The organism is Lysobacter stagni, assembly GCF_030053425.1.
Classification (GTDB): Bacteria; Pseudomonadota; Gammaproteobacteria; order Xanthomonadales; family Xanthomonadaceae; genus Lysobacter_J; species Lysobacter_J stagni.
This window is the reverse complement of the sequence record NZ_JASGBI010000001.1, coordinates 690,001-706,059: the sequence shown is the minus strand read 5'-3', so window position 1 is coordinate 706,059 and position 16,059 is coordinate 690,001. Positions and strand designations below refer to the sequence as shown.

At 69.1% G+C, this 16,059-nt stretch carries 14 protein-coding genes and 1 pseudogene (1 of these 15 only partly in view); 7 read left to right on the top strand and 8 right to left on the bottom strand.

From position 1 onward, the window contains the following. Nucleotides 1–106: 106 nt before the first annotated feature. The 3 genes from QLQ15_RS03145 to radC all read right to left on the bottom strand — a co-directional run bounded on the left by QLQ15_RS03145 (nt 107) and on the right by radC (nt 3,388). A complete protein-coding gene (locus QLQ15_RS03145) occupies nt 107–940 on the bottom strand; it encodes an SPOR domain-containing protein (protein WP_283211397.1) in 834 nt (277 codons plus the stop codon). Further along, entirely contained in the window at nt 941–2,629 is a 1,689-nt protein-coding gene (gene argS, locus QLQ15_RS03140; protein ID WP_283211396.1) for an arginine--tRNA ligase, read from the bottom strand. An 84-nt stretch (nt 2,630–2,713) separates the two neighbouring features. Then, entirely contained in the window at nt 2,714–3,388 is a 675-nt protein-coding gene (gene radC, locus QLQ15_RS03135; protein WP_283211395.1) for a RadC family protein, read from the bottom strand. Between the two features lie 173 nt (nt 3,389–3,561). Here radC and coaBC point away from each other — a divergent pair. The 3 genes and pseudogenes from coaBC to QLQ15_RS03120 all read left to right on the top strand — a co-directional run bounded on the left by coaBC (nt 3,562) and on the right by QLQ15_RS03120 (nt 7,652). Beyond that, nucleotides 3,562–4,781, top strand: a pseudogene (gene coaBC, locus QLQ15_RS03130) (bifunctional phosphopantothenoylcysteine decarboxylase/phosphopantothenate--cysteine ligase CoaBC). 80 nt (nt 4,782–4,861) lie between these two features. Beyond that, entirely contained in the window at nt 4,862–5,320 is a 459-nt protein-coding gene (gene dut, locus QLQ15_RS03125; RefSeq protein WP_283211394.1) for a dUTP diphosphatase, read from the top strand. Between the two features lie 13 nt (nt 5,321–5,333). Next, nucleotides 5,334–7,652 carry a phosphomannomutase/phosphoglucomutase gene (locus QLQ15_RS03120; protein WP_283211393.1) on the top strand — a complete coding sequence of 773 codons (2,319 nt, stop codon included), beginning with the start codon at nt 5,334–5,336 and terminating at the stop codon, nt 7,650–7,652. A 91-nt stretch (nt 7,653–7,743) separates the two neighbouring features. Here QLQ15_RS03120 and QLQ15_RS03115 read toward each other — a convergent pair whose 3' ends face one another. From QLQ15_RS03115 to QLQ15_RS03105, 3 genes are all read right to left on the bottom strand, one after another. Further along, nucleotides 7,744–8,391, bottom strand: a complete 648-nt coding sequence (locus QLQ15_RS03115; RefSeq protein WP_283211392.1) for a hypothetical protein — start codon at nt 8,389–8,391, stop codon at nt 7,744–7,746. 62 nt (nt 8,392–8,453) lie between these two features. After that, the gene (gene pyrE, locus QLQ15_RS03110) at nt 8,454–9,116 is read right to left on the bottom strand and encodes an orotate phosphoribosyltransferase (RefSeq protein WP_283211391.1); all 663 of its coding nucleotides are present in this window, start codon (nt 9,114–9,116) and stop codon (nt 8,454–8,456) included. Beyond that, nucleotides 9,113–9,646: a GNAT family N-acetyltransferase gene (locus QLQ15_RS03105; protein WP_283211390.1), complete on the bottom strand. Its 534-nt coding sequence runs from the start codon at nt 9,644–9,646 to the stop codon at nt 9,113–9,115. The genes pyrE and QLQ15_RS03105 overlap by 4 nt, the downstream gene beginning before the upstream one ends. Before the next feature lie 76 nt (nt 9,647–9,722). Between QLQ15_RS03105 and QLQ15_RS03100 the strand changes: the two genes are divergently transcribed. From QLQ15_RS03100 to QLQ15_RS03090, 3 genes are read left to right on the top strand one after another with little or no spacing between them, the layout of a single operon-like run. Further along, nucleotides 9,723–10,496: an exodeoxyribonuclease III gene (locus tag QLQ15_RS03100; RefSeq protein ID WP_283211389.1), complete on the top strand. Its 774-nt coding sequence runs from the start codon at nt 9,723–9,725 to the stop codon at nt 10,494–10,496. Continuing rightward, complete coding sequence (locus QLQ15_RS03095; protein ID WP_283211388.1) at nt 10,486–11,886, top strand: AmpG family muropeptide MFS transporter; 1,401 nt, start codon at nt 10,486–10,488, stop codon at nt 11,884–11,886. Before QLQ15_RS03100 ends, QLQ15_RS03095 begins: the two co-directional genes overlap by 11 nt. Nucleotides 11,887–11,920: 34 nt before the next feature. Next, complete coding sequence (locus QLQ15_RS03090; protein ID WP_283211387.1) at nt 11,921–12,256, top strand: hypothetical protein; 336 nt, start codon at nt 11,921–11,923, stop codon at nt 12,254–12,256. 3 nt (nt 12,257–12,259) lie between these two features. On the opposite strand, the gene QLQ15_RS03085 is transcribed toward QLQ15_RS03090, so the two are convergent. Next, entirely contained in the window at nt 12,260–13,429 is a 1,170-nt protein-coding gene (locus QLQ15_RS03085; protein WP_283211386.1) for an anhydro-N-acetylmuramic acid kinase, read from the bottom strand. Between the two features lie 5 nt (nt 13,430–13,434). Beyond that, nucleotides 13,435–14,871, bottom strand: coding sequence for a peptidoglycan DD-metalloendopeptidase family protein (locus QLQ15_RS03080; protein ID WP_283211385.1), 1,437 nt, complete (start codon nt 14,869–14,871; stop codon nt 13,435–13,437). A gap of 196 nt (nt 14,872–15,067) precedes the next feature. On the opposite strand from QLQ15_RS03080, the gene tyrS reads away from it, so the two are divergent. Beyond that, nucleotides 15,068–16,059: the 5' portion of a tyrosine--tRNA ligase gene (gene tyrS, locus QLQ15_RS03075; protein ID WP_283211384.1), read on the top strand. It continues 235 nt past the right edge of the window; the window shows 992 of its 1,227 coding nt (coding positions 1–992); the start codon lies at nt 15,068–15,070; its stop codon lies off the right edge, out of view.

Below are 16,059 nucleotides of genomic sequence, written 5' to 3'. Positions count from 1 at the left end.
CCCCCGTGCAACGTGGCGGCAGTCTAGCCGCCGTCGTCGCCTGGGCGCGGTGATCGCGGTCGCGTTGCAGCGAAAGGGGCGTCGGCGTCGCGCGCCCGGACGGGGCTTACTTGACCTTGATCGCCAGGGCCGGCAGTCCGCCGCTGGCGAGCTTGCGCTTGGCATCGGCCAGGTCGCTGGCGGTGCCGTAAGGCCCCATGCGCACGCGATAGACCGTGTTGCCGTTGATCGCGGCCGATTCCACGCGCGCGCTGAGGCCCAGCATCGCGATGCGCGCCTTCATCTCTTCCGCCTGTCCCGAGGCCTGGAACGCACCGGCCTGCAGCAGATAGCGCGTGTTGTCGTCCACGGCCGCGGCGGGCTTGGGCTCGCTGGTCGCGGGCGCGGCCGACGCGACCGTGGTCGGCGGCGTCGCGGGTGCGGTCTGCGGCGAGCGCGACGGAACCGTGTCGGTTTCCACCGGGCGCGGCAGTGCGGCGGCCGGCGTCGTTGCCGGTGTCGGCGTGCTGGCCGGTGCGTCCGGTTCGGCGGCCGCGGGCTCGGGCTTCGAACGCGGGGTCTGGCGCTTGGCCTCGGCCTGCTCGCTGGCGGCGAGTTCGGCGTCCGACATCGGCACTTCCTTGCCCGGCAGCAGGGTGTAGAAGTCGTAGTCGGTGTCCTTCTTCGACTGCTTGGCGTCGCTGGACTTGCCCTTGGCGGGCGTGGGCGTGCCCTCGTCGGCGATCGCCTCATCATCGCTGCCCGACACCCGCGCCGGTTCGGCGTCGGGGTTCGGCTGCGGACGGAAGAATCCGTCGCCGTTGGACTTGAGGTACTTCGGCGCGACCAGGATCACCACTACCGCCAGCAGGATGCCCAGCACCATCCAGGCCCAGCCGGGCAGGCCGCTGTCACCGCCGGAATTGCGCTTGGCCTGCGTTTTGCCGCGTCGTGCTGCCACTTACATCACCTCGGGGGCGCTGACGCCCAGCAGTTCGAGACCGTTGGCCAGCACCTGGCGCGTCGCCATCGCGAGCACGAGGCGTGCATCGCGCGTGTTGGCGTCGTCGACCAGGAACTGGTGGTCGTTGTAGTACGTCTGGAAGGTCTGCGCCAGTTCGAGCAGGTACGCGGCGATCTGGTGCGGTTCGAGGTCGCGACCGGCGCTTTCGACCACGTCGCTGTAGCGCAGCAGCGTGGCGATGAGCTCGCGCGCGGGCGCATCGTCCAGGTCCAGCGGTTGCGCCAGGCCGTTGGCGGCGTCGAACGACAGCCCGCGCTCCTTCAGCTGACGCACGAGCCCGCACATGCGCGCATGTGAGACCTGCACGTAGTAGACCGGGTTGTCGAGCGACTGACTGCGCGCGAAATCGATGTCGAAGGTGAGCTGCGAATCTGGCTTGCGCGCGATCAGGAACCAACGCGTCGCATCGCGACCGGCCTCGTCGATCAGGTCGCGCAGCGTGAGATAGCTGCCGGCGCGCTTGGACAGCTTCACTTCCTCGCCGCCGCGCATCACGGTGACCATCTGGTGCAGCACGTACTCCGGCCATCCCTGCGGGATGCCGCAGTCCAGCGCCTGCAGGCCGGCCTTCACGCGGGCCAGCGAACCGTGGTGGTCCGCGCCCAGCTCGGTGATGGCGCGCTCGTAGCCGCGCTGCCACTTGCTGCGGTGGTAGGCGACGTCGGGCAGGAAGTAGGTGAAGGTGCCGTCGGACTTGCGCATCACGCGGTCCTTGTCGTCACCGAAATCGGTCGTGCGCAGCCACAGCGCGCCGCCTTCCTCGTAGGTGTGGCCATGGGCGACGAGCTCGCGCACGGTTTCCTCGACCTTGCCGTCGGTGTACAGCGACGACTCGAGGAAATACACGTCGAACGCCACGCCATAGGCTTCAAGGTCCAGGTTCTGCTCGCGGCGCAGGTAGGCCACGGCGAACTGGCGGATGGCGTCGAGGTTCTGCGCGTCCTTCGCGCCGGTGACGGTGTGGCCTTCCACTTCGACGCTGTCGCCGCGCAGGTACGCGGCCGCGACGTCCTTGATGTAGTCGCCGCGGTAGCCGTCTTCCGGCCAGTCCGGATGCTCCGGACCGTGGCCGAGCGCGCGCGCCTGCACCGAGATGGCGAGGTTGTTGATCTGCGCGCCGGCGTCGTTGTAGTAGAACTCGCGCACCACGTCCCAGCCGTTCGCATCGAGCACGCGCGCGATGCAGTCGCCGATCACCGCGGCGCGGCCGTGGCCGACATGGAGCGGGCCGGTCGGATTGGCAGAGACGAACTCCACGCCGGCGCGATGGCCCTTGCCGCTGTCGTTGCGCCCGTGGGCTGTGCCCTGCGAGAGCACCTGGCCGATCTGGCGGCGCCACGCGCCTTCGTCGACGTGGAAGTTGATGAACCCGGGGCCGGCGATCTCGACCTTGGCCAGGTCGGTCGTGGCCGGCAATGCGTCGACCAGCGCCTGCGCGATCGCGCGCGGGTTCGACTTCGCCGGCTTGGCCAGCAGCATGGCCGCATTGGTCGAGAAATCGCCCTGCGCCAGCGACTTGGGACGCTCGATCACGAAATCGGGCGTGGCGAGGTCGGCCGGCAGGGTGCCGGCGGCGCGAAGGGTGTCGATGGCCTGCGCCACCAGGGCGCGAAGAGTCGCTTTCACGGAACGTCAGGGGGGTGCTGCGGAACCGCGCATTGTACGCGAGGCACCCCCGGCCGGCCGTCGGCGCCCCCACGCGCGTCATGCTCAAACCGCGCCTCGCGCCGCGATCGATACGGGTGGGCCGTCGCCGACGATCAGGTGGTCGAGCAGGCGCACGTCGACCAGGCGCAGCGCATCCTTCAGGCGCGCGGTGAGGGCGAGGTCGGCCGCGCTGGGCTCCGGGCTGCCACTGGGGTGGTTGTGGCCGACGATCACCGCCGCGGCGTTGTGCGCGAGCGCGCGGGTGACCAGTTCGCGCGGATGGACCTCCGCGCCGTCGATCGTGCCGCGGAAGAGTTCTTCGAAGGCGATCGCGCGGTGCCGGGTGTCCAGGAACAGTGCCGCGAACACCTCATGCGGACGCGAGCGCAGGCGCTGTGCGAAATAGGTGCCGGCGGCGAGCGGGTCGCTGACCAGCGCGCCGCGTTCCAGGTGCGCGCCGAGCAGGCGGTGACCCAGCTCCAGCGCCGCCGCGAGCTGGCACGCGCGTGCCGGGCCCAGGCCGGGCAGGGCGGAAAGCTGCGCCGCCGGCCGTTCCAGCAGGCCGCGCAGCGGCCCGTGCGCCTGCAGCAGCTGGCGCGCGGTCGTGACCGCGTCCCGCCCGCGCAGGCCGGAGCCGAGGAAGATGGCCAGCAGTTCGGCATCGGAGAGCGCGCTGGCGCCCTTGGCGAGCAGGCGCTCGCGCGGGCGCTCGTCGGAAGGCCAGTCGCGGATATGCATGGGTGGGAGCCGATCGGGAGGAAGGTGGTCGGCCCGGCGGCGGCGTGGTCCACGCCAGCCGCCGCAAGGCCGACCGGGTCGTCATTTCAGCAGTGAGCGATGCGCGAACACCGCCGGGCCCGTGCATGCCTTCGGGTAAGCTAAACGCCGATTTCGCGGTAGGTATTAGCCAGATGGCCGAGCCCGGCTCCCTGCGTTCACGGAAGATCCTGCTCTGCGTGTGCGGTGGCATCGCCGCCTACAAATCGGCCGAACTGGTGCGCCGGCTGCGCGACGCCGGCGCCGAGGTCACCGTAGCCATGACGCAGAACGCGCAGCAGTTCGTTGGCCCGACGACCTTCCAGGCCGTCTCCGGGCGGCCCGTGCGCACCTCGCTCTGGGATGCCGCCGCCGAGGCGGCGATGGGGCATATCGAACTGGCGCGCTGGGCCGACCGCGTCGTGCTGGCGCCCGCGACCGCGAACACGCTGGCCAAGCTTGCGCACGGCTTCGCAGACGATCTGGTCACCACGCTCTGTCTGGCCACCACCGCGCCCATCACCGTGGCGCCGGCGATGAACCATCGCATGTGGCTGCATCCGGCCACGCAGGACAACATGGCCACGCTGCGCGCCCGCGGCGTGCACGTCGTCGGCCCCAACGATGGACCGCTCGCCGAGGGCGAGTCCGGCCCGGGCCGCATGAGCGAACCGCACGAGATCGTCGCCGCGCTGGCGGGAGTCATGGCATGAGCGGGCCATTGCAGGACGTGCGCATTCTCGTCAGCGCCGGCCCGACGTACGAGGACATCGACCCGGTCCGCTTCATCGGCAACCGCAGTAGCGGAAAGATGGGCTTCGCCGTCGCCCAGGCCGCGGCGCGCCGTGGCGCCCGCGTGGTGATGGTGGCCGGCCCCGTGTCGCTGCCGACGCCCGAAGGCGTGCAGCGCATCGACGTGCGCTCGGCCGCGCAGATGCACGAGGCCGTGCTCTCGCAGCTGCCGGCCGACGTCTACATCGGCGCGGCTGCCGTGGCGGATTTCGCGCCCGCACAGGCGGCCTCGAACAAGATCAAGAAGACGGCCGGACAGGACACGCTGACACTCACGCTGGTGCGCACGCGCGACATCCTGGCCGACATCGCCACGCATGCGCAGCGGCCGCGCCTGGTGGTGGGCTTCGCCGCGGAGACCGATCACGTCGAGGCGTACGCGCGCGGCAAGCTGGAGAACAAGCGCCTGGACCTGATCGCCGCCAATCGTGTCGGCGTGGCCGGAAGCGGTTTCGAGAGCGACGACAACACGCTCACCGTGTACGGCGTGGACGGGTCGTCCAACGTCCTGGGACCGGCGCCGAAGACGCAGCTGGCCGACGGACTGCTCGACCTGATCGCCGAGCGGTTGCCACCTCCCTGACGCAAGGCCCCGCCGGCGCGCCGCTGGCATGACCCTTGCGTCTTCCCACACGCACCGCCCCCAGGCCTACGACCGGACGCATGAACCACACGCTCGAACTGAAGATCCTCGACGCCCGCTTCGGCGGCGAATGGCCGCTGCCCACGTATGCCACGCAGGCCAGCGCAGGCCTGGACCTGCGCGCCGCGCTGGACGAGGCGCTGACGCTGCAACCGGGCGATACCGCGCTGGTGCCGTCGGGACTGTCGATCCATCTGGGCGATCCCACGATGTGCGCGGTGATCCTGCCGCGTTCCGGCCTGGGACATAAGCACGGCATCGTGCTGGGCAACGGCACCGGCCTGATCGATGCCGATTACCAGGGCCCCCTGCTCATCAGCGTCTGGAACCGCGGTCGCGAGGCTTTTACGATGCAGCCAGGGGATCGCATCGCCCAGCTCGTCATCCTGCCGATCGTGCGGGCGACGCTGCAGGTGGTCGAAGAATTCGAAACCAGTGCGCGCGGGGCCGGCGGGTTCGGCCACACCGGCGTGCGCTGACAAGGGGAATTGGATGAAGGGTCTGGAAAAGGGACAACTGGCGCTGTCGGCCGCACAGCTGAAGATCCTGCTGCCGGTCGTGGCGGCAGCGCTGGCGCTGGTGGCGGCGTTTTTCGCGTGGAGCGGCTGGCAGCTGCACCAGGACGGCGCGCGCCGCCTGGCGATCACCGAGGCCCGTAACGCGGCCGTGGAAGCGGCGCAGCACGCGCTGATCTCGGAGCAGAAGCAACTCGCCCAACGGCTGGCGCAGCCTGCCGTGCAGAGCGCGCTGGCTGCGGCCGACCTGGCCGCTGCCTCGCAGGAACTGGCCAAGGGCTGGGCGGGTGCATCCGACGTCGCCGTGCTGCCGCTGGACCTGAGCGGCGAGTACGCCGCGTTGCCGGAGGGCGGCTACGGCCGGCTGGGGGTCATCGAGGCCGCCATCGCCAGCAACCGTGCGGTCGCGGGACTCGTCCGCCACGGGAATGGTGCGCAACTGGCGCTGGCCGCGCCCGCCATGAGCGGCACCAACGCCGTGGGCGTGGCCTACGCCCGCCTGCCGCTGACGCGCATCAGCGCGGGCATCGAACAGGCCGCGGTGGCCGACGACAGCTACCTGGCGCTGCGCCAGGGTTCGTTCAGCGCAGTGGAGCGCGGCGACACCCAGCTGGCGGGCGGCGCAGAGGCGCTGGCCACCAAGGTGCCGGGCAGCGAGCTGCGCATCGCCGCGGCCGTGCCGGACGTGGCCGGTGGCCCCCTCGGCCTGGATGCCCCGGGCTGCTTCGTCGCGGCGGCCGTCCTGCTGCTGCTGGGCTTCCTGACCTGGCGTGCACCCCATCTCAAGCTCAAGCGCAAGGCGGCCGAGGGCGACGAGGAAGGTCCGGTTCAGACGCTGGCGGAGAGCATGGAAACCCAGCCTGCTCCCGCGAAAGCCGCCCCCGTGACCCCGCCCAAGCCCCTCGCTCCCTCCCAGCCCGTCGCGATCGACCGCGGCATCTTCCGCGCCTACGACATCCGCGGCGTGGTCGGGCAGTCGCTGGATGCCGGCGTCGCCGAGCTGATCGGTCATGCCATCGGCTCGCTGATGCATTCGCAGGGCCTGACCGACATCGTGGTTGGCCGCGACGGCCGCCTCTCGGGCCCGGCGCTGGTGGAGGGTCTGATCGCGGGTCTGCGCAAGGCCGGCCGCAATGTCGTGGACATCGGTCTGGCGCCGACGCCGGTCGTGTACTTCGGGGCGTATCACCTGCGCGCCGGGTCGTGCGTCTCGGTCACCGGCAGCCACAACCCGCCGGACTACAACGGCTTCAAGATCGTGGTCGGCGGCGAGACGCTGTCCGGCGATGCCATCACCGACCTGTACGCGCGCATCGCCGAGGACCGCCTGCACCTGGCCGACCTGGGCTCGCTCAACCAGCGCGACATCTCCGAGGATTACGTCCAGCGCATCGCCTCCGACGTGCAGATCGACCGTCCGCTTCGCGTGGTGGTGGATGCCGGCAATGGCGTGGCGGGCGACATCGGTCCGCGCGTGCTCAGCGCGATCGGCGCGGAAGTCACGCCGCTGTACTGCGACATCGACGGCACGTTCCCGAACCACCATCCGGATCCGAGCGAGCCGCACAATCTCGCCGACCTCACCAAGATGGTGCAGCGCCTGGAAGCGGACCTGGGCATCGCCTTCGACGGCGACGGCGACCGCCTGGGCGTGGTGACCCGCGACGGCGAGAACATCTTCCCGGACCGTCTGCTGATGCTGTTCGCCGCCGACGTGCTCGAACGCAACCCGGGCGCGGTGATCCTGTACGACGTGAAGTGCACCGGCCGCCTGCCAGGCCAGATCCTGCGCCACGGCGGCAGCCCGCTGATGTGGAAGACGGGCCATTCGCTGATCAAGGCCAAGATGCGCGAGACCGATGCGGAACTGGCCGGCGAGATGAGCGGCCACTTCTTCTTCAAGGAGCGCTGGTACGGCTTCGACGACGGCATCTACGCCGCCGCCCGCCTGCTGGAGATCCTCGCCGCGCAGCCGCGCAGCCCGAGCGAGACGCTCGCGGCCCTGCCCAACGGCGTGTCCACGCCGGAGATCAAGGTCGACGCGCCCGATGGCGATCCGCATACCTTCGTCGAACGCTTCCGCAACGAAGCCCACTTCGAGGGCGCGCGCCTGTCGACCATCGACGGCCTGCGCGTGGACTACGCGGACGGTTGGGGCCTGGTACGCGCGTCCAACACCACGCCGGTGCTGGTCATGCGTTTCGATGCGGACTCCGCCGAGGCACTGGCGCGGATCAAGAACGACTTCCGCTCGCAGCTGCTGGCGCTCAAGCCGGACCTGTCGCTGCCGTTCTGAGGCAGCGGCCAAGGGCCAAAATACGAAGGCCGGCGGTGCGAACCGCCGGCCTTCTTCGTTCTTGCGGTGCGCCCGTGGCGGGCGGCGCCGGTCAGCCGCCCTTGGCCGGCTTCTTCAGCGCGTTGTAGCGCTCCAGCGCCAGGGCGAGTTCCTCGTCGATCGTCTCGCGGTCGGCCAGCTGCTGGACCAGCATCGCCTGCTGGCGCAGAAGCTGGTCGTGCTGGACGAGCACGTTGTCGCGGGTCGCACGCTGCACGGACTTGCCGTTGAGTTCGTCCTCGCCCGCGCGGCGCAGCAGGGCCACCAGGGACTGGCGGCGGCCTTCCACGCCGATCGTCGATGCCTTCACCGTCTCGTCCATCACCGCCTGGCGCTCGCCGAAGGCGCGCCGCAGCTCGTCCTCGGTCGCGTAGGACTCGGCCATGGCGCGTTCGCGCCGGGCCGTCGTCTCGGCCAGGATCGCGGCGTCCTGCGCGGCTTTGGCCTCCGCATTGGCCGCCGCGCGCTCCTCGGCCGTCAGCGCCTGCGCCAGCTGTCCGGTCGCGCGTCCGCTCTTGGCGTTGAATTCGGTGCGCGCGCTGTCCACCGCGCTGGCGGGCAGGGCGTCGCCGCAGACCTTGGCGCCGTTCTCGGTCCAGCAGTACAGCTTCTTGTTGCTGGCAGGCTTGCCCTGAGCCAGCACGGCGCCGGAAACGGCAAGCGCGAAGGTGCAGGCCAGCAGCGGGAAAGTCTTGGTCATGGCGTCGGTCGTGGTTCGATGTCCAGCGAGAGACATGCAAGTCTCACGCCAGCGGTGTGGCCTCAGGCGTCGGCCTGGCTGCCGTAGGCCTGGCGGTACGCGAGCAGGCGCTCTCGTTGCGTCGAAAGCTCCGCACGGTCGCCCGCGAAAGCCAGCAGGTCGCCCAGGGTGGCCACCGCGATCACGGGCAGGCCATGGTCGGCTGCGACCGTTTGTGCCGCAGAGCGTCGGGAAGTGGCAGGGTCCACGGCTTCCTGCCGGTCCAGCGCGATGACGATGCCCGCCGTCTCGCCGCCTGCGTCGCGGATCAGGCCCAGGGCCTCGCGGATGGCGGTGCCGGCGGTGATCACGTCGTCCACGATCAGCACGCGTCGGCCCTGCAGCGGTGCGCCGATCAGGTTGCCGCCCTCGCCATGGCTCTTGGCTTCCTTGCGGTTGAACGCCACCGGCAGATCGCGGCCGCGTCGTGCGTACTCGCAGGCCAGCGCCGTCGCCAGCGGAATGCCCTTGTAAGCCGGCCCGAAGAGCAGGTCGAAGGCGACGCCATGCGCGTCGATGGCATCGGCATAGCAGCCGGCCAGTCCGGCCAGCGCCGCACCGGAGTCGAAGCGGCCCGCGTTGAAGAAGTAGGGGCTCTGGCGCCCGGACTTGAGGGTGAACTCGCCGAAGCGCAGGGCGTCGGCCTGGAGGGCCAGTTGCAGGAAGCGGGAGCGGTGATCGGTCATGTCGAAGCGGTCGAAGGGGCAGTGGATCGAAGGAAGGACAGCATGATGTGCTGCGGGCCGGCGCTGCCGCCGTTGAACAGCTCGCCGGTATCGACGAACCCGGCGCGCCGGTAGGCGGTGATCGCAGGCGCGTTGACGGTGTTCACGGTAAGCACGAGCGCGGCGCGTTCGGGGTGGCGGGTTCGCAGGTCCTCGCAGCAGGCGGCCATGGCTTGTGCACCGAGGCCGCGACCCTGCCAGTCCTGGTCGATCACGAACGCGCGCAGGCCCACGCTGGGCATGCCCAGGGAGCGGCCGACCACGGCGTTCGGCGCGAAATCCAGCCGGTAGAAGCCGATGACGGTCTCATCGATGAGCACCGCCATCGCCTCACTGCACGGGTCGCGCAGGGTGTCGGCGAGGTTGAAGACCGTCTCGCCCACGAAGCGGACCTGATCCCGGGTCACGCGCAGCGAACGCACCGCCCGCGCGGTGGCGGAATCGGGGTCGAGGATGGGCTCGACGCGGACGCGTTCGGTGACGACGGACATGATCGCCATGATAGGGCCTGCGCCCGTGCGGGGCGCCGGGCCGGGCTATGATCGCGGCAGATTCCGTGGAGTGCGCATGCGCATCATCAGCTTCAACGCCAACGGTCTGCGTTCGGCCGCCAACAAGGGGTTCTTCGACTGGTTCCGCACGCAGGATGCGGATGTCCTGTGCGTCCAGGAGACCAAGGCGCAGGAGCACCAGCTCGCCGGCCCGCAGTTCCTCCCCGAGGGCTACCGCGCCTGGTTCAAGGATGCGATCACGAAGAAGGGCTACAGCGGCGTGGCCATCTACAGCCGCCGCGAGCCGGACGAGGTGCGCACCTCGATGGGCTGGGCGCCGTTCGACGACGAGGGCCGTTACATCGAGGCGCGTTTCGGCAACGTCAGCGTGGTGTCGTTCTACATCCCGTCGGGCTCCTCGGGCGAAGAGCGCCAGGGCTTCAAGTTCCGCGTGATGGACTGGCTGAAGCCGCACCTGGACGAATGGCTGGCCAGCGGCCGCGAGTACGTGTTGTGCGGCGACTGGAACATCGTGCGATCGAAGCTGGACATCAAGAACTGGAGCAGCAACCAGAAGAACTCCGGCTGCCTGCCGCCCGAACGCGAATGGCTCAATGGCCTGTGCGTCGACACCTCCGGCTGGGTCGATGCCTACCGCGCGCTGCATGCGGAAGGACAGGACTACACCTGGTGGAGCAATCGCGGCGCCGCGCGCGCGAACAACGTCGGTTGGCGCATCGACTACCAGCTGGTGACGCCGGGCCTGGCGTCGAAGCTGAAGGCCTGCTCGATCCTGCGCGAACCGCGCTTCTCCGACCACGCACCGTTCACGGTCGACTATGACCTCTGAGACCGCGGCGGGCGAACGCAAGCCCGCACAAACCGGCTGGCGCCTCGTACTGGCGAACCTGCGCCAGCCCAAGGTGCTGGTGATGCTGCTGCTGGGATTCAGCTCGGGCATCCCGATCTACCTGGTCGGCAACACGCTCGGCTTCTGGATGCGCGAGAACGCAATCGAGCTGTCGACGATCGGGTTCCTGTCGTGGGTGGGGCTGGCGTATTCGCTGAAGTTCCTGTGGGCGCCGCTGATCGACAAGCTCGATGCGCCGTTACTGGGCCGATGGTTGGGACGCCGACGCGGCTGGATGCTGTTGTCGCAGATCGTCGTCGCGATCGCGCTGACGGGTATGGCGATGGTGCAGCCGCTGGAAGGCGAGCTGGTGCTGGCCGGCTTCGCGCTAGACCAGCTGCTGGTGTTCGGCGCGCTGGCGCTGGTGGTGGCGCTCGCTTCGGCGACGCAGGACATCGTCATCGACGCCTGGCGCATCGAGATCGCCGACAGCAACGAGCAGCAGGGCCTGCTGACCTCGACCTCCGCACTGGGCTACCGCGGTGCGCTCCTGGTCACCGATTCGCTGATCCTGATCTTCGCCGCGCACATCGGCTGGTCGATGTCGTACGAGCTGATGGCGCTGCTGATGGGCGTGGGCGTGGTCGCCACGTTCGTCGCTCGCGAGCCGGCTGCCAGCCTGCAGGCGTCGGCGACTTCGCATCCAAAACTGCTCACGCCGCAGGGCCTGTACGACGCGGTGATCAATCCGTTCGTCGTGTTCTTCCGCGACCACGGCAGCTGGGCCATCCTGATGCTGCTGGCGATCAGTCTCTACCGCCTGCCGGACTTCGTACTGGGGCCCATGGCCAATCCGTTCTATGCCGATCTGGGCATCGACAAGGAAACCGTCGGCGCGGTACGCGGCACGTTCGGCCTGGTGGCGACGATCCTTGGCATCGCCGCGGCCGGTCTGAGCGCGGTGCGCTTCGGCTTTTTCCGCACCCTGCTGGCCGGCGCGGTACTGGGGCCCGGCTCCAATCTCGCGTTTTCCTACCTGGCGCTCCATGGCGCCGACGCCGGCGTGTTCACCGCGGTCATGGCCATCGACAACTTCTGCAGCGGTTTCGCCGGGGTGGCACTCATCGGCTACATGTCCAGCCTGACCAACGTCGGCTACACCGCCACCCAGTACGCCCTGCTCAGCAGTTTCTACGCCCTGCCGGGCAAGGTGCTGAAAGGATTGTCCGGCGTGGCGATCGAACATCTGGAAGTGGGCCGCAGTTTGCTGGAGGCCTATTCGCTATTCTTTGCGGGAACGGCTCTGATCGGCATACCAGCACTGCTGCTCTGCCTGATCCTGACCATGCGCCGTCCCGGTGCCGGCCTCAACGCACCTGCGGTGAATTGAACCTGCGCCCCCGCGCCGGTTCAGGGGAATCTGTATGACCGACCTCATCCTTCACGACATCGATCCGCTCCTGCTCGACCGCATCAAGCGGATGGCGCAGGCGCGCCAATGGACGCTGCAGGAGGCGCTGATGCACCTGCTTGAGCATGGCCTGTTCGCCTGCGAGGCCGAAATGGCCGCGCGTTTCAGCGATTCCGATGCCAGCGCCCTTCAGGCAGCGATCTCCGCGCTGGAAGGTATTCCCAGCGACCCGGGTTTCTCGCTGATCGGCCGCATGGATCGACCCGGCGACGTGCAGACGCAGACGCTGGAAAGTGCCGGCCTGACCGACGTCGACCGCGACCTGATGGCTTACGCCCAGAAGCCCTGAACGTCAGGCCGCGGGATAGATCGCACCCAGCACGCGCGGCCCGCGCGCACCGGTGACGCTGGGCAGATTGCCCGGCAGGCCGGACAGCGTCTGGCGCGCCAGCCAGGCGAATCCCATCGCTTCCACGAAGTCCGGATCCACGCCGTGTCGGGCGGTGGATTCCACGGTCACGCCCGGCAGGTGCGCTCCGATGCGGGCGAGCAGCCGCGGGTTGTGCACGCCTCCGCCGCACACCAGCACGCGGCGGGTGTCGGGCTGCTGCGTGCGCAGGGCATCGGCGACCGTCATGGCGCTGAGTTCCAGCAGCGTGGCCTGGACGTCCGCCGCGGCCTCGTCGCCGTGCAGGCGGCGCTCGACCCAGCCCAGATGGAACTGCTCGCGCCCGGTGCTCTTGGGCGGCGGCAACACGAACCAGGGTTCGTCCAGCAGGCGGGCCAGCAGGTCCGCATCCAGCCGGCCCTGCGCGGCGAAGGCGCCGCTGGCGTCGAACGGCTTGCCGGTATGGCGCTGGCACCACGCGTCGAGCAGGCAGTTGGCCGGGCCCGTATCGAAGCCGCGCACCAGCCCGGCTTGCGGCAACAACGTGAAATTGGCGATGCCGCCCAGGTTGAGCACGGCGCGGCTTTCGTCGTCGTTGTGCAGCAGCGCCGCATGCAGCGCGGGCAGCAGCGGCGCGCCATGGCCGCCGGCGGCCACGTCGCGGCGGCGGAAATCGGCCACCGTTGCGATACCGGTCCGCTCCGCGATGAGGTTTCCATCGCCCAGCTGCCACGTGAAGGGATGGCGACCATCGAAGCGCGCGCCCTCGGGGCGATGGCGCACCGTCTGGCCATGCGAACCGATCGCGCGGATGCTGCTGGCCGGAACGCCGGACTCCTCGATCAACCGCAGCGTCGCAGCCGCGAAGGCCTCGGCGATCTGCACGTCCAGCGTGGCCAGCTCGTCCAGCGATTGGGCTTCGCCGCCCTGGCCCAGGGCGACCAGGCGATCGCGCACGGCCTCGTCCCAGGCGTAGGTGCGGCCGAGTAGCAGCTCGACCCGTGCGGGCACCGACGATTGAGAGGTGAACCGCACCAGCGCCGCGTCGATGCCGTCGGCGCTGGTGCCGGAGATCAGGCCGACGAAGAGCCCGTCGGACGCGGCGTCCGCAGGCCCGGTCGGAAGGGCCGGCACGGGGATCAGGCCTTGGTCTTGGCGGGCTTCTTCGCCTGTGCGACGGCCGGAGAGGCCTCGCCCGCGTCGGCGTAGATGATGTTCTCGACCTTCTGAATGCGCGCCAGCGCGACCGAAGTCTGCGCGCGGAACTGCGCCAGCGCGGCGCCTGACAGCGGCTCCGGCGGCGGCATCGTGATCGACAGCGGGTTGCGGTGCACGCCGTTCACGCGGAACTCGTAGTGCAGGTGCGGGCCGGTGGACATGCCGGTGCTGCCGACGTAGCCGATCACCGTGCCCTGGGCGATGCGTTGACCCGGGCGGATCTTGCCGATGCGCGACATGTGGCCGTACAGCGTGGAATAGCCGCGGCCGTGGTCGAGGACGACGGCGTTGCCGTAGCCGCCCATCCAGCCGGCGGACTTCACGCGCGCGTCGCCGGCGGCCATGATCGGCGTGCCGGTGCGCGCGGCGTAGTCCACGCCTTTGTGCATGCGCGTGCGGCCCAGCACCGGGTGGTGGCGCGTGCCGAAGTTGGAGGTCAGGCGCGCATACGGAATGGGCATGCGGATGAAGCTCTTCTTCAGCGGACGACCGTCGCCGGTGAAGTACTCCGACTTGCCGTCGCGCTCGAAGCGGAAACCGGTATGCAGCTTGCCGCCGGTGGTGAAGGTGGCCGCCAGCACCGGGCCGGTGCGCAGCAGCTCGCCTTCGCGCCAGGTCTGTTCGACCACGACGCTGAAGCGGTCGTTCGCGCCGACGTCTTCGTTGAAGTCGATGTCGTACTTGAAGATCTCGTCGGTCAGCGTGTTGATGTTGCTGCCGGTCAGGCCCAGCTTGCGTGCCGAACGGAACAGCGACTTGCCGACCTTGCCGCTGATGACGACGGTGCGCATTTCCGTCGGACGCACGATCACGTTCTCGGTGACCTTGTCGCCGGACAGGGCCAGTTCCACGCGATGGCTGTCGTCGCGATCGTAGCGGAAGGTGCGCAGCTCGCCGTTGGCGGGCAGATCGAATGCGAGTTCCGTGCCGGGCTTGAGGCGCGTGAGCACGGCCTTGTCGCCGCCCGCCGCGTCGAGGATGCGATGCATGGTCGAGGCCGGCAGGTCCAGGTCCTCGAACACGGCGCCGAGGGTCTGGCCGCGCTCGACGCGGACGATCTGCCAGCTGTCGCCGCTATGGCCCCGCAGGCGCGCCAGCGGGAGCGGCGGCAGCGAGAGGGCGAGTGACGCGCGCTGCGCATGCAGCGGTTGTACGTTGGACGTCGGACCAAAGCCGGGAACGATTGCCGCGACCAGCAGGCCGAGCGTGGCGAACAGGCTTGCATGCGCCCACTGGCGACGCGACCAGCGACCAGTGAACCCTTCCGAATGACGTGCCAGCACCGGTCGGTGCAGAGCGGCTTCGCGCTTGGCCTTGAGGCGTTGGCGCCGGTCCGTACTGCTATCGGATGCTGTCATGTGAGGATTCCCGCGCGCAGGTGTGAAGGCCGTGTAGCGGCGTTACCATAGTGACGCGAGCAGTGTGCGTCAAACCCTTGAGCTGAATAGGGTTTTTCGTCACAGACCCGAGCGGTTATGTTTAACCGTGATTTAACCCTAATCCATGATCGTGATCGCATATCGCGTTCACCATTCACGTAGCGAGCCCCCACCTTTGGCCCCCCAGACCCCCGCCTCCGTCCAAGACGCCCTCGACCTGATCGGCCGTGGCGCCGACGAGATCCTCAAGCCCGAGGAACTCAAGGCCCGCCTCGCCCTGGGCCGCCCCCTGCGGATCAAGGCCGGCTTCGACCCGACCGCCCCGGACCTGCATATTGGCCATACGGTGTTGCTGAACAAGATGCGCCAGTTCCAGGACCTGGGGCACCAGGTGATCTTCCTGATCGGCGACTTCACCGGAATGATCGGCGACCCGACCGGCAAGAACGTCACCCGCAAGCCGCTGACTCGCGAGGATGTGCTGGCCAATGCGGAGACCTACGCCGAGCAGGTGTTCAAGGTCCTGGACAAGGAACGCACCGAAGTGCGCTTCAACTCGGAATGGTTCGGCCAGATGGGCGCGGCCGACATGATCAAGCTCGCCGCGCAGCACACGGTGGCGCGCATGCTCGAGCGCGACGACTTCGCCAAGCGCTACGCCGCGCAGCAGTCGATCGCGATCCATGAGTTCCTGTATCCCCTGGTGCAGGGATACGACTCGGTCGCGTTGAAGGCCGACGTCGAACTCGGCGGCACCGACCAGAAGTTCAACCTGTTGATGGGCCGCGGCCTGCAGGAGCATTACGGCCAGCCGGCGCAGATCGTGCTGACCATGCCGCTGCTGGAAGGCCTGGATGGCGTCAACAAGATGTCCAAGTCGTTGGGCAACTACATTGGCATCAACGAGCCGGCGATCGATATCGTCACCAAGACGATGAAGATCGACGACACGCTGATGTGGCGCTGGATCGACCTGCTCAGCTTCGAGATCGGCATCCACGAGGCGGCGCAGCTCAAACGTGAGATCGAAGGTGGCCAGCTCAATCCCCGCGATCTCAAGATGCGCCTGGCACGCGAGCTGGCGGCGCGTTTCCACGGTGCGGCTGCGGCCGAACAGGCGGTGACGGGCTGGAACGCCGCCGTGCGCGGCGAAGGCGACATCGCTTC

Bases quoted from the DNA above. Each gene is read 5' to 3' on its own strand.
- radC (WP_283211395.1), bottom strand. From the start codon at position 3,388: ATGCATATCCGCGACTGGCCTTCCGACGAGCGCCCGCGCGAGCGCCTG.
- dut (WP_283211394.1), top strand. From the start codon at position 4,862: ATGAACCACACGCTCGAACTGAAGATCCTCGACGCCCGCTTCGGCGGC.
- QLQ15_RS03120 (WP_283211393.1), top strand. From the start codon at position 5,334: ATGAAGGGTCTGGAAAAGGGACAACTGGCGCTGTCGGCCGCACAGCTG.
- QLQ15_RS03115 (WP_283211392.1), bottom strand. From the start codon at position 8,391: ATGACCAAGACTTTCCCGCTGCTGGCCTGCACCTTCGCGCTTGCCGTT.
- pyrE (WP_283211391.1), bottom strand. From the start codon at position 9,116: ATGACCGATCACCGCTCCCGCTTCCTGCAACTGGCCCTCCAGGCCGAC.
- QLQ15_RS03105 (WP_283211390.1), bottom strand. From the start codon at position 9,646: ATGTCCGTCGTCACCGAACGCGTCCGCGTCGAGCCCATCCTCGACCCC.
- QLQ15_RS03100 (WP_283211389.1), top strand. From the start codon at position 9,723: ATGCGCATCATCAGCTTCAACGCCAACGGTCTGCGTTCGGCCGCCAAC.
- QLQ15_RS03095 (WP_283211388.1), top strand. From the start codon at position 10,486: ATGACCTCTGAGACCGCGGCGGGCGAACGCAAGCCCGCACAAACCGGC.
- QLQ15_RS03090 (WP_283211387.1), top strand. From the start codon at position 11,921: ATGACCGACCTCATCCTTCACGACATCGATCCGCTCCTGCTCGACCGC.
- QLQ15_RS03080 (WP_283211385.1), bottom strand. From the start codon at position 14,871: ATGACAGCATCCGATAGCAGTACGGACCGGCGCCAACGCCTCAAGGCC.